The organism is Pseudomonas asturiensis (assembly GCF_900143095.1).
GTDB lineage: Bacteria > Pseudomonadota > Gammaproteobacteria > Pseudomonadales > Pseudomonadaceae > Aquipseudomonas > Aquipseudomonas asturiensis.
Genome location: NZ_FRDA01000001.1, coordinates 246,604 through 263,112 on the forward strand (window position 1 = coordinate 246,604; position 16,509 = coordinate 263,112).

The following is a 16,509-nucleotide window of genomic DNA, read 5'->3' on the forward strand; positions in this document are numbered from 1 at the left end:
ACGCGTTGCAAGAGTGGTCTATTCTGGATCAATCACGTGGCTTCACCGCGCAGTCAGCCACCCCATGAAACGGAGACTGCCATGACTGCTGCGTTCATTTTCAACCCCAACCTGACCTACGATGTCATCTCCACTCGCAAGCGCTATCCGGTCTGGCGCATTCGCGAGCGCAAGGTTTATGCGTACCTGGAACACGATCCGCGTCGAGACTGGAGCGGCGAAATCGGCACATTGAGTCTTGGAACTCCGCAGCGCCTGGTCGACCATGATGGACAGACCATCGCTTACATCGTGGGCGCCGAAGTGCGAGATACCAGGGGGCATCGGTTCTCACTGACCGAGGTCAAGGAGTGACAGGCTGATCGGCAAGCCTGCGGCAAGGGCAGTGGGTTACTTGCGACGTGGACGTGAAACGACGGATTCGATGTTCTTGCGCCCGATCAACATGGATTGCGCAGGTTGGCGTGTGTCACGTTCGTCGGCCTTGGGCGCATCGCCCAACCACTTGAACATCACCAGGCAGTCCACCAGACCCAGCCGGGCATGCCGATAGGCTTTAGGCAGGCGTCCGACAGTGTCGAATCCAAGCTTGGTCCAGAGCGCCACGGCGATTTCATTGGCCGCGACCACCGAGTTGAACTGCATGGCTTGAAAGCCACTGTCACGCGCCAGTTGCTGCGAGTGCTCGCACATCAACCGCGCCACCCCCCGGCCACGCGCCGCATCGGTCACCATATAGCCACAGTTGCAGACATGATCACCTGGACCTGCAGCATTCGCCTTCAGGTAATAGCTGCCGAGCAATTCACCTTGTTCCTCCGCGACCAGCGTGTGCATGGGCAGCTTCATCCAGATGTCACGGGCCTGCTCAAACGTCAATGCCGGGTCGTAGGCGTAGGTTTCCTGAGCCACTGCGACAGACTGGAAGGTGGGCCAGAAGCGGTCGAAGTCTTCTGGGGTCATGGTGCGGATCTGGATCATGGGGGACCTTTGTTCGAGGCTCACGGGTACTGGACTGCGCTGAAGAGCACCTTATTCGTTGGATGAGGAGGGCGCAAGCAGGGTGGATAAAACGCCTCGTCGGGGCGCACGGATTCGTTTTTCAAGCGTCTCTGACGGTTGCGATTCCGCAGGTGCGTTGGTCTGCGAGGGACTTCCATGTTGCCGGGAGTGGCAACAGAAGTAGAGGGGAGTGTGTCATCACACTCGTGTTCTGTGTGAAAAAAGGTCGTAGAGGCTATCGGCCCTTGCGAGTCGATAGCCGTCAGTCACATTCAGGCCGAGATCGGGCTGCCCCAATCGTCAGAGCCCGATGTACTGGCTTTTTCATGGGTCCAGGTGATCTTGCGATAAGAAAAATGGACGTCTTCAAGGTGAGTGAATTGTGACGTGGCGGAGTCCTGGCAGTTGTACATGTAGTCCTTGATCTCGACGATGATCGCCTTCTCCAGCAGCGTCGTGTAGTAGGGCTCCTGCTTGCCTTCGCTTGAGGTGCGGTACCACACGATCTCGACCTTGCTCAGTTGCTCGCCGGAGGTGAGCGCCTGTTGGAGTAATGGCGATGATTTATCGAAGATTTTGGTAATGCACAGAGGTGAATGAACGCGTTGTCCGGTGGGCTGGCCTGATTGCGGATCCCGAGGGATCGTTATCATATGGCTGAAGGCCTGTACCATGGCCTGATCAGTATGCCCCTCTTGATAAATACTCCCTACAGACTCTTGAGTAAAAGCATTCAGGGTCAAAACGCCACGCGTTTCGCTAGTAATCGTTATGTAAGCAGGTGTTGCCATTAGGTACGCTCCTTATAATACTGAATACCCAGCCTGTTCTGTTTTGCTGGTCATCGAGTATTAACAAGAACCGTGCCATTTGATGAAAAACCCGATTACATGGCCTTCTGGTGAGTCAAATCAGTGTTCTTCGTGATCTTGCAGGCTGCTGAGTGTGGGGAGTTGCGCAGCTTTTTGCACAGGAGGAAGAATAGTTGCGCAGCGCTTGCAAAGGTCAGTGTTTATTAAGTGTAAGTAACCAGCACCAGGTGTGCAGCGCTGGAGCGTGTGTAAATAGTTGCGCATGTTGCCAGAGCGGATGCGGCAGTTGTGGGCGTGGGCGGAAATGACGCAGGCGAACGGTTGTGTTTAGTTTGTGGTCCTACAATTATTCTGTTCTGCGCTGTAGGACATTTCTGAAAAGATAGTGTGCGCGATTGAGTGGCTTGTTAAAGGCAAATCTTAAAGTTAATGTTTACCCCGTCAACAGTATTCAGCGTTAAACACCTATCGATTGGCGATAAGAATAACAGTAGGGCGGCACATGGACAGACTCTCTGCTCTTTACCTTCGTATTGCTCAGACGTCCATTTCCAGTCTTTGTTACGCAGGTAATGATGTTCGCTATTCGACCGATTTTGAAGCGTTGGAAACTCACCTCAAGGGTGAGCAATCAATGCACGGGGCCGGACATGTTGACTGGGACAAGGTTCGCGAACTCAGTGAACGTATTCTGCGCGAACAGTCCAAGGACCTTCGTGTCGCGTGCTGGTTAGTCTGGGCGCTCTATAAATGCGAAGCGTTTCCAGGTTTATTGGCTGGGATAGAATTGTTACTTCATATATGTAAACACCACTGGCCCGTTTTGTACCCGATCAAATCGGGAACACGCACAGCAGCCTTTGCGTGGCTGGTGTCCCGACTCGAAAAAGTCCTTGTGGAAGAGGTGTCTGTAAAAAAGCAGTTGTCGCTGTTTGAAAGACTGTCAGTGCATTTAGAAGTGTTGGATGAGTTGCTGGGGCTTCACTTCGGGGAAGCGTCGCCTTTGCTGCTGCCACTGCGCAGGCGATTGGACCGCATGCTAAAGCTTGCATCTCAAGACGAGAGCAAGCCCATGGCAATTGTTACGCAGGTCAAGGAAGTCGCGACTCAGCTTTTCAGTCCTGCTCCTGTGGGCAATGATAAAGAGGCTCGCAAAGCGCTCGGCACTCAACAGGAACTTGCCCGGGCGCTGTGTGCCTGGTGGTTGCGACAGAAGGCGACCGATCCACGTGCGTTGCGTCTTAATCGCACGCTGCTGTGGCTTACGATCGAGTCCGCGCCGGATTGCAATGGCGAACGGATAACAGCGCTGCGCGGCCTGCCTGCGGATAGATTGAATGATTACAAAGGGCGTTTTGAGCAGGGTAAATACGCCGATCTGGTAGTGGACATTGAAATGAGCATCGCGCGTTCGCCGTTTTGGTTCGACGGTCAGCGTATGGTCTGGGAGTGTTTTGAAGCACTTCAGGCCCAGGGGGCAATGCGTGAAGTTGAAATCCAGTTTGCGCTTTTTCTGCAGCGGGTTTCCGGCATCGCCGACCTGCACTTTTACGACGGGCAACCGTTTGCTGATGAGGCCACGCAGAGTTGGATAGCGACTCATGTAATGCCGCACGTTACTCCCGAGCAGTCTGAGCGTTCTTCGGCTAATGCCAGTGTCGGAACCGTTTGGAATGTCGTGTCGGATGAGGTTGCCGAGGCGCTGCCGAAAACCGGTTTCAAACAGGCCGTTCAAGTATTAATGCAGCACCTGAAAGAAGCACGCAACGCGCGTGAACGTTTTTTTTGGCAATTTGCTGTCGCCCGGCTCTGTTGTCGGGCAAAGAAATTTGAGCTGGCCAGGGTTCAGCTGGAACTGCTGGATCAGCAACTTCAGAACGCAGGGCTTGAGCACTGGGAGTTCGACACCTTTCTGGAGGTTTCGCAACTTTTATACAGTTGCTATGAACTGCTTCCCCCGACTCAAGAGACTCGGGTGAGTAAGGAAGCACTCTATCGACGGTTGTGTCAGTACGATTTTGAGTCGGTATTGAGCAAATCATAACGCCTGCACAGGCAAGGAGAGAAACTATGGCCAAAGAAGGCTCTGTCGCGCCTAAAGAACGGATAAACGTCACGTTCAAACCCGCCATCGGCGACGCCCAGGAAGAGATTGAGTTGCCTCTGAAGTTGTTAGTGCTGGGGGATTTCGTTCAGCGGGTCGATGAGCGAAAACTTGAAGACCGCAAGTCGATCAGCATCGACAAGAATAATTTCGATGAGGTGCTGGCCAAGCAGGAACTGCAACTTTCATTGAGCGTGCCGAATCGCTTGCAGACGGAGGGTGAGGCCACTGAGCTCGCGGTGGATATCAAAGTCAGTTCCATGAGCGACTTCAATCCCGCCAGCCTGGTCGAGCAAGTTCCGGAACTGAAAAAGCTCATGGAGTTAAGAGACGCCTTGATGGCCCTCAAAGGGCCGTTAGGCAATGCGCCGGCGTTTCGCAAGGCGATTGAAAGTGTACTCACCGATGAAACATCCCGCCATCGAGTGCTTGAAGAACTAGGTGTCGAGGCGGTGCAAGCATGAAACGTTTGAACGGCCAGGAGGCACATCCATGAAGACCAACGTTGCACAGCAAAACACTGCCGAACAGGCAGAGTTCGGCATTCTTGATCAGATCATCGCTGAAACCAGGATGTCTCCCGGTGACGAAGCCTACGCGATAGCGAAACGCGGCGTGGCCGCGTTTATCGAAGAGTTGCTCAAACCTCAGAACAGTGCCGAGCCGGTCAAAAAGGCGCTGGTTGACCGTATGATCACCGAGATCGATGTCAAGCTCAGTCGTCAGGTGGATGAGATCCTGCACCACCTCGAATTTCAGGCGCTGGAGTCTTCCTGGCGCGGGTTGAAGTTGCTGATCGATCGAACGGATTTTCGAGAGAATATCAAGATCGAGATGCTGAATGTGTCCAAGCAGGACTTGCTGGACGACTTCGAAGACTCGCCCGAAGTGTTCCAGTCCGGCCTCTACAAGCATGTGTATACCGCGGAATACGGGCAGTTCGGTGGCAATCCGGTGGGTGCAATCATTGCCAACTACTATTTTTCCGCCAGTTCGCCCGACGTCAAGACCATGCAGTACGTGTCGAGCGTGGCATGCATGGCACACGCGCCTTTCGTCGCAGCAGCCGGGCCGCAGTTTTTTGGACTTGAACAGTTCACCGGTCTGCCTGATCTCAAGGACCTGAGGGATCATTTCGAAGGTCCGCAGTTTGCCAAGTGGCAGAGTTTCCGTCAGCAGGAAGATGCCCGGTATCTTGCGCTGACGGTGCCTCGTTTCCTGCTTCGTAGCCCCTACGACCCGGAGGAAAATCCGGTCAAGACGTTCGCCTACAGAGAGAATGTTGCCAGTGGGCATGAGCATTATCTGTGGGGTAACACCGCGTATGCGTTTGCGACACGCTTGACTGACAGTTTTGCCAGGTTTCGCTGGTGCCCCAACATTATAGGCCCGCAAAGCGGCGGGGCCGTTGAAGACCTGCCGTTGCATCATTTCGATAGCATGGGCGAGATTGAAACCAAGATACCCACCGAGGTCCTGGTCTCCGACCGCCGCGAGTATGAGTTGGCGGAAGAGGGGTTTATTGCGTTGACCATGCGCAAGGGGAGCGACAACGCAGCTTTTTTCTCGGCGAATTCTGTGCAAAAACCCAAGTTCTTTGGAAACAGTCCAGAGGGCAAGACCGCCGAACTCAATTACAAGCTGGGCACTCAACTGCCCTACATGATGATCGTCAATCGACTGGCTCACTACATCAAAGTGTTGCAACGCGAGCAGATCGGCTCATGGAAAGAACGGACGGACCTTGAACTTCAACTCAATAAATGGATACGTCAATACGTGGCTGACCAGGAAAATCCGGGTGCCGAGGTTCGCGGCCGGCGTCCGCTGCGTGCCGCGCATATCACCGTCAGTGATGTCGAGGGTGATCCGGGCTGGTATCGCGTCGGGCTGAACGTGCGTCCGCACTTCAAATACATGGGGGCCTCGTTCACGCTTTCTCTGGTTGGGAAGATGGATAAGGAATGACCTGCGGCGCCAGTTTGTTCGAGCGACTGGGCAACACCGCTGACACCCGAACCGGATTGAGTCGTGAAGCGCGCCTGATGGCTTCGGTGGCGGCGCATCTTTCAAGAATGTTAAGCACTCGTGCAGGCAGCGTCCACATGCTGCCTGATTACGGCCTTCCAGACTTGAACGATATGCGCCTCAGTCTTCACGACACACTGCGGCACGCTCAGAAGTCCATTGAACACTTCATTGGTACTTATGAACCACGCCTCAGCCATGTTCGGGTCATGGCAGAACCTGATCACGACAATGTGTTGATGTTTATGTTCTCCATCAAGGCGTTTCTTGAGGTTGATGGCGTTAATAAGGAAGTGGTATTTCACGGCGCTCTGGATGGCCGTGGCTGCGTGAACGTGAGCAGTCACTGAACGTCTGCCCGCGAGCAGCGCGTGTGTTCGTTAACACAGACACCGCGTTGCTTGCACCTTTTAAACCACAGCATGTACCCACTTCAAAACAGGTAAACGAACGTTGTCTTTCAATGACTACTATCAGGATGAGCTCTCGGCGTTGCGTCACCTTGGGCGTCGTTTCTCCGAGCGTAATCCTGCGTTGGCACCTTTTCTGGGGCAGACAGGGCGTGACCCGGATGTTGAGCGGTTACTCGAAGGGTTCGCATTTCTGACAGGGCGGCTGCGTCAGAAGCTGGATGACGAATTGCCCGAGCTGACGCACTCCTTGATGCAGTTGCTATGGCCCAACTACATGCGGCCGCTGCCATCGGTCAGCATGCTTGAGTTCGAGCCATTGCTGCGGCCTGGGCCAGCCGTGCTGGTCGAACGTTCGACCCCTGTCGAGAGTGAGCCGGTCAACGGTGTGGTCTGCCAGTTCCGTACGTGCTTTGCGACGGAAGTGTTGCCGCTCGTGCTTAAAGAGCTGAATTATTCTTCGACCAGTGATGGCGTGACCTTGAAGCTACATCTGGAAATGAGCTGCGATGGTCATGTAGGTGATGTTCAGTTGACCCGACTGAGGCTGCACCTTGCAGGTGATCGTCATATCAGCCAGGCGCTATACCTTGGGCTGATGCGTAAACTGCAAGGGATCAACTTGAACTTGCTGGATGCCGAGGGTGGTCTGCTTGTTGGTCAGGACGGCCAGCCCATCGAGTTTCAGATTCCGGTCAGCGAAGTGTGCCCGGTCGGCTTCGCTGAAGAGGAAGCGTTAATACCTTATCCCTTCAATACCTTTCGGGGTTATCGGTACCTGCAGGAGTATTTTTTCTTCCAGGAAAAATTCATGTTTGTCGACGTGAAGGGATTGGGTGTTTTCAATGCCCTGCCTGAGGCGCTTCTGAAAAGCGCGCGCGGATTACAGTTGGCTTTCACGATCAAAGGTGCGGATATTCAACGTCTGCGTCCTACCCTGGATCATGTAAGGCTTTACTGCACGCCTGTGGTGAATCTGTTTGAACAGGACGCCTTGCCTATTCTCGTCGATGGCAAACGGGATGAGTATCTGCTCATGCCATCCAGAGACAGCGTGGACAGTTGCGGTGTGTATTCGGTCGACAAAGTAACGGGCTGGCAGTCAGGCGGTCTGGGGCACCAGGAATATGTAGTGTTCGAGTCGTTTGAACATGATCCGGTGGCTGATGTGAAGGCCAATACACCCTTCTACAGTGTTCGCCAGCGTCCGTCCTTGCAGTACGAGGGGCTGGACACTTACTTGAGTTTCGATCTTCGCGGTGCCGAGTATCAGGAAGCGGTTTCCATCAGGCTGACCTGCACGAACCATAACCTTCCCTTGCAGATTGAAGTGGGGGGTATTTCCAGGGCGTGTGATGGAACACCAGACGCTCTTCGGTTCAAAAATATCATGCCCGCCACCCCCAGTTATCCACCTCCTATCAGTCGGGATTTCCTGTGGCGAGTCATCAGCAACATGTCGCTCAACTACTTGTCGCTGGCCAATATTGATGCGTTGAAAGTCATTCTGGAAACCTACGACTTGCCGCGTCATTACGATCAGCAGTCCGAGAAAACCAGTCGGCATCTGCTCAACGGTCTTGAGTCGATCAGCCATCAACCTGTTGATCGGTTGTACAAAGGCCGTCCGGTACGTGGCGTCAAGACAGTGTTGGTGATCAATCCCGATGGCTATGTGGGGGAGGGCACGCTCTTCCTGTTTGCTTCGGTACTCAATGAGTTCTTTGCGCTCTACGCCAGCCTCAATTCATTCCATGAACTGCATGTAAAAAGTACTCACGGAGATATTTACGAATGGACACCGCGCATGGGACTCCAGCCGCTGCTCTAGTTGCGTTGGGGCGCACGATCCGCGAGTACTCGATCTATCAGGCCATCCCGCTGATTTTGAATGTACTGCGTCAATTGCACCCCACGGCCGACGATGAGGGCCTGCATGAGTTTCTGGAACTGCAGGCAAATCCGAGCCTGGGGTTTCCCGGAAGCGATATCGAAGGGCTTGAGCTTTTCGAAGAGCGTGGGCTCGTCCACGTTCGGCTGCGCCTTAACGTTATCAGCCTGTGTGGATCCGGTTCGCCTTTGCCTGCCTTTTACAGTGAGCAGGCGCTGGATGATGGAAGCCGTTGTAATGCGACCCTAGATTTTCTCGATCTTTTTCACCACCGTCTCCAGAAACTCATGTTGCCTGTCTGGCGCAAGTACCGTTATCGCGCTGTTTTTACCAAAGGTGCAAAGGACCCATTTTCCGAGCATTTGTTTGCGTTGATCGGGCTGGGTGGCGAGCGGATCCGAGGGACGCGCGAACTCAACTGGAAGCGACTGCTTCCCTACCTGGGGTTGCTCAGTCTGCGCGCCCACTCTGCTGCGCTGATCGAGTCGGTTCTTCGCTATTACTTCAAGCATGCAGACCTGTTCATCGAACAATGCACGCAGCGTGAGGTGTACATCAGCGCGGGACAGCTCAATTCATTGGGCCGCGTCAATCACCGAGTGGGGTATGACGTGGTGCTGGGCGAGCGTGTTCGTGATCGAAGCGGCAAGTTTCGTATCCACATCAAACAACTGTGCTGGGAGCGCTTTCACGAGTTTCTTCCCATCGGGCCAGGGCATCAGCCGCTGAAGGCGCTGGTGCGTTTCACGCAGCGCGACTTTCTCGCCTACGACCTCTCTCTGGCATTGCGCCGTGAGGAGATCAGGGAGCTGCGTATCGGCGAGCAGAATACCTGCCGCCTCGGCTGGACCAGTTGGTTGGGGTGCGAGCGGGCGGACGGTGTTGTCACGCTCGGCCAGTCTATTCATTAAGGACAGATATTCATGATCAACGTAGATCTGCAACAACTGGTCAACGCACTGGATGCGCACACTCGGCAGGACCTGGAGAGTTGCGCGGGGCGATGTGTGGCCAGGGGCGGCAGCAAAATTCTGGTGGAGGACCTGTTACTGGCCTTGCTGGAGCGTCCTGAAAGTCTTCTCGCTCGTGCGCTGCTGGACGCAGGTGCCGAGTCCGCACACCTGGCTGCTACGCTGCAGCCCGCGATCGAACACAATGCATCCAGCAATCCTGTGTTCGCGACAGAGTTGATTCAGTGGCTTCAAGACGCGCTGCTGGTGGCGAATCTGGAACTGCGCCAGAACCACATCGAACAGGCAGCGCTCATTCTGGCGTTGTTGCGTAATCCGATGCGTTACGCAGGCGCTCGCTATCACCGGCTGTTGAGCACGATCAATGCCGATCGTTTGCGCGATTTTGCACTTGGTGATCAGGCGGGTGCAGATGCACAGCCGTTGAAGGGCGTGGACGAGTCGTGGCTCAAACGCTTCACTCACAACCTGACTCAACAGGCACGTGAAGGTCGGCTCGACCCTGTGCTGTGTCGTGACGAAGCCATACGCCAGATGGTCGACATCCTTGCCCGGCGGCGCAAGAACAATCCGATCGTGGTCGGCGAGGCCGGCGTCGGCAAGACCGCGATCGTCGAGGGACTGGCCCTGAGAATCATCGAAGGGGAGGTGCCCGAGTCCCTCAAGGACGTTGAGCTGCTTACCCTGGACATGGGGCTGCTGCAGGCAGGTGCGAGCATCAAGGGCGAGTTCGAGCGTCGTCTGAACGGCGTGATTGAAGAGGTCAAAGCGTCAGCGCAGAGCGTCATCCTGTTTATCGACGAAGCGCATACCCTGATAGGCGCTGGAGGGCAGGCGGGTGGCTCGGATGCTGCGAATCTGCTCAAGCCGGCCCTGGCCCGCGGAGAGTTGCGCGCAATTGCTGCGACCACTTGGGCAGAGTACAAAAAGTACTTTGAAAAGGATCCTGCTCTGGCGCGTCGCTTCCAGCCGGTTCGGGTGCTTGAGCCCACCGTCGCAGAGGCCATCACCATCCTGCGTGGTCTGGCGCCAGTCTACGAAAAAAGCCACGGGGTTTACCTGCGCGATGATGCCGTGGTTGCCGCCGCGCAGTTATCGGCTCGCTACCTGACGGGACGGCAGTTGCCGGACAAGGCAGTGGATCTGCTTGATACCGCGTGCGCGCGGGTTCGAATCAGCCTTGCCGCCGCCCCCGAGCACCTGGAGCGCCTGCGAACCACGTTTGCCGAGCAGCAACGCCAGCTTGATGCCATGCAACGTGATGCGGGTGCCGGGCTTGCTGTTGACGGACAGGGGCTTATCGCGCTGACGGACGGTCTTCAGGCAATCCAGCAGCAGATAAGCGCCCTTGAGTCTGCATGGCAACAGCAACGTAAGGGCGTGGAGCGGTTGCTTTCGCTGCGCCAGCAGGTGACTGAGCTGCGGACACAGCACAATTGCGACGCTGCAAGCGGCTCGCAATCACTGCACGGTGTGGATCAGGCCATCGAGTCACTGGAAGCCGAGTTGCGACAGACCCTTGGCGAGCTGAGCGGCAGCCAGGCCACCGAGCGTCTGGTCAGTTTTGAAGTGTGCCCCAGGTTGATTGCTGAAGTGGTCAGTGCCTGGACCGGCATTCCTCTGTCACAGCTTGCGCTGGAATACAGTTCGAAAGTCGCCGGTTTTGCGGCCGATCTGAAAATGCGTATCCGGGGTCAGGACCAGGCTGTGCATGTGCTCGACCGAGCCATGCGTGCGGTTGCGGCCGGTTTGAACAAGCCGGACGCGCCGGTTGGCGTGTATCTCCTGGTGGGACCCAGCGGGGTGGGCAAAACTGAAACGGCTATCGCACTGGCGGACCTGCTGTATGGCGGCGAGCGCTTCCTGACGACCATCAACATGTCGGAATTTCAGGAAAAACATACGGTGTCGCGTTTGATCGGCGCACCTCCAGGTTATGTGGGTTATGGGGAAGGGGGGCTGCTGACCGAAGCCGTCCGGCAAAAGCCCTATTCGGTGATTCTGCTGGATGAGGTGGAGAAGGCTGACCCTGATGTCATGAACCTGTTTTATCAGATCTTCGACAAAGGCATTGCCAACGATGGTGAGGGCCGGGAGGTCGACTTCCGCAATACCTTGATTCTGATGACGTCCAACCTGGGAAGCGAACGCATTACGGCCTTGTGTCAGTCGGATCAGCGGCCAGATCTCGAGCAACTGGAGACGGGTATCCGGCCCCTGCTGACCGCACATTTCAAGCCCGCGTTGCTGGCCCGAATGCACGTGGTGCCTTACTACCCGATGACCAGAGACGTGCTGCGTGAGCTGGTTGAACTCAAGCTGCAGCGAATGGGCGCGCGCTTGAAAAACAGAGGGCTGAGCTTCGGGTACTCCAGTCGCCTGGTCACGTTCCTGCTTGATCGCTGCGAGCAAGGTGACACCGGCGCGCGACGTGTCGACCGATTGCTGGAGGCGTGCGTCACGCCCCTGATCGCCGATCGGTTGCTGGCTGCGATGTCCGAGGGCAAAGACCTCCACCGGGTTCACGCGACCCTTGACGCGGCAGGTCGTGTTGCCTGTGAGTTTGAATAGGATGGAACCGATGTTCAGCTCGGTCCGGCACCCCTTGAGCTACGCACAGCAGCTGTGCTCGATCTATACGCATTTGTCACAGGCGACTGACGACGCCATGCTGCTGAATGATTTCGTTCACGCTGCCTCGCGCCTCAGTGGTTGCGAACTGAGCCAATTGTTCATGTTCGACGCAACGCCAGGATGCCTGAACTTAAAGGCGCAGGTACTGGATGGGAACATTCGGTCGGGATCGCCGGATAACGATGTGACCGACTACAGCGCGGAGCACCTGTTTCAGTTCGTTGCGCGCAATGGCAAGCCTGTCAGCATCAGTGATCTGGATTGCGCGCTCTACAACACGTGTTTTCTGCCCGGCAGCGAGTCAGCCTGGAAATCCCTGGCGTGTATCCCCTTGGTGAGTCGGGATCAGAGCGTCGCCGGGCTCTTGGTCTGTGCAAGCAGAAAGGTGGCCTCACTGGAGGGTTTCACAGCGTCTCTTGGCTGTCTGGGTGCCTTCGTGGTGTCACAGCGGGCCCTGCTTACGCGCCATCAGTCTCTTGCATACCCATCGGTAACCGAATCACCGCCTGCCGTGTCGAGTTACGGATTGATCAGCAACAGTGCGACGATGCGCCAGACCTGCGAGCTCGTCGGCAAGGTATTGCAAAGCCCCTACACGGTCTTGCTCACCGGTGAGACAGGAACCGGCAAGGAGGTCGTTGCCCGCGCCATACACGAGCATGGGCCGCGGCGGTCGAAGGCGTTCGTTGTGCAGAACTGCGCGGCGTTTCCCGAGAGTCTTCTTGAGAGCGAATTGTTCGGCTATCGCAAGGGTGCGTTTACCGGCGCTGATCGTGATCACCGGGGACTGTTCGACGTTGCGCATGAAGGCACGCTTCTGCTCGATGAGATCGGCGACATGCCGATCGGGCTGCAGGCCAAACTCCTTCGTGTGTTGCAGGAGGGAGAGATACGTCCGCTCGGCTCCAGCACGGTGCGCAAGGTCAATGTGCGGATCATCGCGGCGACCCACCGGGATCTGCCGGCGCTGATCGCGCAAGGGCGGTTTCGCGAGGATCTTTACTACCGGCTCGCGCAGTTTCCGGTCGCGCTACCTGCCCTGCGCCAACGAGTCGAGGATATTGAACCGCTCGCCAGGCTTTTCGCAGACAACGCGTGCGATGCGCTCAAGCGCGCACGGGTTGCCTGGTCGCAGGCCGCACTCGCAGCGCTTTCCAGTCATCCGTTCCCTGGCAACATCCGGCAATTGAAGGGCTTTGTCGAACGCGCTGTCTTGCTCAGTGAGAACGGAGAACTGTTGCCCGAACACTTTCCTTTTGCGCCAGCGCCCCAGGAGGGGCTGGCGGGTGTGACGTTCCGCGAACGGATGGAGCAGTTCGAACGCGGGCTGTTGCTTGATTATCTGCACAAGAGCAACGGCAACCGCACCGTGACGGCCAGAACGTTGGGGCTGTCGAGACGCACCCTGCTTTACCGATTGGCGCACCTGGATATCAACAGTGCGCAAAAAGGACGCTGCTAGGCGTTCGCGATCATCCCACCCTTGGTTTCATGGAGATGCCTGATGAACTTCAGTCACCGGACAGCTGTGCTTTTTTTATGTGTTTTACCGATGTTTCTGGGCGGTTGCAGCGGCCCCTTCAAGTTCAGCGACGACCAATACCGTGCGTTGGGCCACTCGACTTCAATCAATCGCGATCAATGATCTAAAGAGATGTATTGATGGAACTGGTATTTGAAATAACCAATCCGTTGGAGCTCAAGGAGGGCTGTGCTCGATCCTGGATGTTCAGGGACGGCAACGGGATTATCGGGCGCAGTGGCGATTGCGATTGGTACATCGAGGATCACGCACCTCATGTGTCCAGACAGCATGCGCGCGTCAGTCAAGAGGGCGGCGCGTTTTATCTGACGGACATCAGCCGGAACGGGACCGTGATCAACGGTATCGAGACCCTTCAGGGCGCAGAGAAAAGGCGCATCCGACAGGGCGATACCTATCGCTTGGGAAGCCTTGAGATACGGGCACAACGTGTTCAGTTTCGGGGTGACTCCTCCCATCAAGCGTTGCCGTCATTTCTTCTCAAGGGGCAGTTGACTGCGGCGCTGGATCCCCTGAATGCGTTGCAGGCGCGTGACAACGCGTATTGCGTTATTGATGAGCTTTCATCAGTCATCGCAACACGGATCACATCGAGCGGTGTCGGTGTTCAGGTGCCGGTAGACCATGAACAGGTACGTTTGCCGGAATTGGTCGCTGCCCCGATGGCTGTTCAGCCCGACCATTCTCCTCGTCCGCTGGATGGAAATACCGGACGGTTCTGGCAGCTATTTGGCGACGCGCTGGGTGTCGATCTGAGCGATGTCGATGCGCCGGCGTGCGAGGTGCTGGCGGTCGATGTCGCGCGCCTGTTCAAACAGTGCCTCGATGGCCTTGAGCACAGCTCTGCGACGCGTCACGAACTCAAAGCCGAGTTGCGTACATCGCAACAGTGCGGACGCGAAAGCGGATCTGACGCATCGGACAGCGGCTTGATCATTTCCCAGCTCATGCAGCGCCAGCCCGAGCAGGCCGCCCGGACGATCACGCGGTTATTTCGCGATTCGCAGGCTCATCAGGTCGCACTTCTGGCGGGGTGCCGGGCCATGGCGCGCTCGACCCTGGAGCACTTTTCTCCGCAGCGGCTGCACTGGCACTTCGAGCATGAAGGCAAGTCGTGGCTACGAACGGCCGGCAGTCGATGGCGCGCCTATGTGCATCATCACAGCGCTCTGGTCCGGGACGATAACTGGAGCGCCGGGCTCTGGGGCCGGGACTTTGTGCATGCCTATGACGAACAGATCCGCTTGATCAACTCCCTTTGACCTGAACCACAGAGATCGACCCATGTATTCATACCTAACGAGGCCAGTGCTAGTGGTCTTGCTCATGCTGTGTGGCGGCTGTTCGGCACTGTCGCCTTACTCCACGCAGACCCGGCTGGACATCAGCCTGACGGGAAGCCATCAGCTCAACCCGGATCTCAACGGCCGACCCTCGCCGACGGTTTTGCGCCTGCTTGAGTTGAAGCATCCGGCGGCGTTTCAGAGCCTGGATTTCTTCTCTCTGTACGCGCGCAGCAAGGATGTACTGGCTCAGGATCTGGTTGCCAGCGAAGAGCTTGAACTGCGACCTGGCGAGCGCATCGATCTGAAGTTGAAAGTGGCTCCCGATAGCCGTTATGTCGGTGTGCTGGCGGCCTATCGCAATTTGCCGGAAGCACGATGGCGTTATGTGATCGAGCTGACACCCGAAAGCCTTACGCGTGCCGAGTTCACGCTCGACGAGGCGGGCCTGCATCGCAGTGACGAATCCATCACCAGGGCAGGGCGTTGAGCATGGATGCGCACAAGGTAGTCTGGCAGGAGGGCATGCTGCTGCGCCCTCAGCATTTTCAGCATAACGATCGCTACTACGACCATCAGATGAGGGTACGTACTCGGCTGACCGGGGCTTACATCTGGGGTTTTACGAGGGTTGAGATCGATCAGCAGTTTCTGGGCTCGGGCCAGATTGTGCTTCACCACGCTTCAGGCGTGCTGGCGGACGGTACCGTTTTCGACCTGGGTGACAGGGCCAGGCCTCTGGTGCTGGAAGTACCCGCAAACACTGCCAATACCGCTGTTTATCTGGCATTGCCGTTGGTGACGGGTAACTGCATTGAGGCGCGCAGTGCCGATCAGCCGGATGTGGTCGCGCGTTTTACGTCTTACACGGCCAATATCGCCGACTCCAACGCCGGTGAGGACAACCGGACGGAAATATTCTGCGCCCGGCCCGAGTTTCAGTTGCTGCTTGGGGAGCAACACAGCGAGCACGCTTATGTGAAGCTCAAAGTGTGCCACGTACTGGTCAGCACGGCCGACAAGGCGATCAGACTCGATGCCGGGTTTGTCCCGTCGTTCATCAATGCTGGCGGATCGGCTTATCTGATGTCGTGCCTCAAGGAGGTCGTGGGCCTTCTTGAGCACCGGGGCAACGCCATCGCGGCGCGCATGCGCTCGAGCGGACAGACCGGCAGTGCCGAGGTCGGTGATTTCATGATGCTGCAACTGATCAACCGGACCGAGCCGGTTCTTCAGCATTACCTGACGATTCAGGACGTTCATCCTGAAACCCTCTATCGCGCCTTGCTCGCGTTGCTGGGTGAACTGGCGACTTTCGGCTCTGAAAGCAAACGACCGCAGCTTGACTGTGCGTATCAACACAGTGACCAGGGTGCGACCTTTGAAAAGGTGATGCTCGCCATTCGGCAGGTGTTGTCGATGGTGCTTGAACAGCACGCCATTGAGCTTGAGTTGCAGCCCCGTCAGTACGGCGTATTGGTTTCCCCGCGCGTGGACAGACAGTTGCTGGGGTCTTGCTCGTTCGTCCTCGCGGCCCGCGCGCAGTGTGACCCTGAGGAGTTGCGCCATCGATTGCCCTCGCACCTCAAGGTGGGCTCGGTGGAAAGCATTCGCGAACTGGTCAGTTTGCATTTGCCCGGGATTCGCATAAGGCCGCTCCCAGTGGCTCCGCGTCAGATCCCGTTTCACTCGAACAAAACCTATTTCGTCCTGGAGATCAACGACCACGAACAGGCTCAGATCGATACGTCCGGCGGCTTTGCGTTTCATGTGTCAGGCGAGTTTTCCGGGCTTGAGCTGCAGTTTTGGGCAGTCAGAAATTGATGGGCAG

14 protein-coding genes are annotated in these 16,509 nt (G+C 56.5%); 12 read left to right on the top strand and 2 right to left on the bottom strand.

Translation table 11 applies throughout. The annotated features are described in order from the left end of the window. Positions 1-81 precede the first annotated feature (81 nt). The gene (locus BUB69_RS01295) at positions 82-354 is read left to right on the top strand and encodes a hypothetical protein (protein WP_024685675.1); all 273 of its coding nucleotides are present in this window, start codon (positions 82-84) and stop codon (positions 352-354) included. Positions 355-390: 36 nt separating this feature from the next. Here the strand turns inward: BUB69_RS01295 and BUB69_RS01300 are convergent, their stop codons facing one another. Beyond that, the gene (locus BUB69_RS01300; protein ID WP_073161917.1) at positions 391-981 is read right to left on the bottom strand and encodes a GNAT family N-acetyltransferase; all 591 of its coding nucleotides are present in this window, start codon (positions 979-981) and stop codon (positions 391-393) included. Between the two features lie 293 nt (positions 982-1,274). After that, positions 1,275-1,793, bottom strand: a complete 519-nt coding sequence (locus tag BUB69_RS01305) for an Hcp family type VI secretion system effector (protein ID WP_073161918.1) — start codon at positions 1,791-1,793, stop codon at positions 1,275-1,277. Between the two features lie 523 nt (positions 1,794-2,316). Between BUB69_RS01305 and tssA the strand changes: the two genes are divergently transcribed. The 11 genes from tssA (at position 2,317) to tssK (ending at position 16,502) form a co-directional block, all read left to right on the top strand. Next, positions 2,317-3,858 (top strand): type VI secretion system protein TssA, encoded by a 1,542-nt coding sequence (tssA, locus tag BUB69_RS01310; RefSeq protein ID WP_073161919.1) that lies wholly within the window; start codon positions 2,317-2,319, stop codon positions 3,856-3,858. Between the two features lie 26 nt (positions 3,859-3,884). Next, on the top strand, positions 3,885-4,382 hold the full coding sequence (gene tssB / locus BUB69_RS01315) for a type VI secretion system contractile sheath small subunit (RefSeq protein ID WP_073161920.1): 498 nt from the start codon (positions 3,885-3,887) through the stop codon (positions 4,380-4,382). Positions 4,383-4,410: 28 nt separating this feature from the next. After that, a complete protein-coding gene (gene tssC / locus BUB69_RS01320) occupies positions 4,411-5,886 on the top strand; it encodes a type VI secretion system contractile sheath large subunit (RefSeq protein ID WP_073161921.1) in 1,476 nt (491 codons plus the stop codon). Beyond that, positions 5,883-6,296, top strand: a complete 414-nt coding sequence (tssE, locus tag BUB69_RS01325; protein WP_073161922.1) for a type VI secretion system baseplate subunit TssE — start codon at positions 5,883-5,885, stop codon at positions 6,294-6,296. Before tssC ends, tssE begins: the two co-directional genes overlap by 4 nt. Before the next feature lie 103 nt (positions 6,297-6,399). Continuing rightward, a complete protein-coding gene (tssF, locus tag BUB69_RS01330) occupies positions 6,400-8,187 on the top strand; it encodes a type VI secretion system baseplate subunit TssF (protein WP_073161923.1) in 1,788 nt (595 codons plus the stop codon). Continuing rightward, the gene (tssG, locus tag BUB69_RS01335; protein ID WP_073161924.1) at positions 8,151-9,158 is read left to right on the top strand and encodes a type VI secretion system baseplate subunit TssG; all 1,008 of its coding nucleotides are present in this window, start codon (positions 8,151-8,153) and stop codon (positions 9,156-9,158) included. Before tssF ends, tssG begins: the two co-directional genes overlap by 37 nt. Positions 9,159-9,170: 12 nt before the next feature. Further along, positions 9,171-11,789, top strand: a complete 2,619-nt coding sequence (gene tssH, locus BUB69_RS01340) for a type VI secretion system ATPase TssH (RefSeq protein ID WP_073161925.1) — start codon at positions 9,171-9,173, stop codon at positions 11,787-11,789. Positions 11,790-11,799: 10 nt separating this feature from the next. Continuing rightward, positions 11,800-13,314 carry a sigma-54 interaction domain-containing protein gene (locus BUB69_RS01345; protein WP_073162237.1) on the top strand — a complete coding sequence of 505 codons (1,515 nt, stop codon included), beginning with the start codon at positions 11,800-11,802 and terminating at the stop codon, positions 13,312-13,314. A 200-nt stretch (positions 13,315-13,514) separates the two neighbouring features. Beyond that, positions 13,515-14,657: a type VI secretion system-associated FHA domain protein gene (locus BUB69_RS01350; RefSeq protein WP_073161926.1), complete on the top strand. Its 1,143-nt coding sequence runs from the start codon at positions 13,515-13,517 to the stop codon at positions 14,655-14,657. Between the two features lie 22 nt (positions 14,658-14,679). Further along, positions 14,680-15,168 carry a type VI secretion system lipoprotein TssJ gene (gene tssJ, locus BUB69_RS01355; RefSeq protein ID WP_073161927.1) on the top strand — a complete coding sequence of 163 codons (489 nt, stop codon included), beginning with the start codon at positions 14,680-14,682 and terminating at the stop codon, positions 15,166-15,168. Positions 15,169-15,170: 2 nt separating this feature from the next. Then, entirely contained in the window at positions 15,171-16,502 is a 1,332-nt protein-coding gene (gene tssK / locus BUB69_RS01360; RefSeq protein WP_073161928.1) for a type VI secretion system baseplate subunit TssK, read from the top strand. Positions 16,503-16,509: the final 7 nt, after the last annotated feature.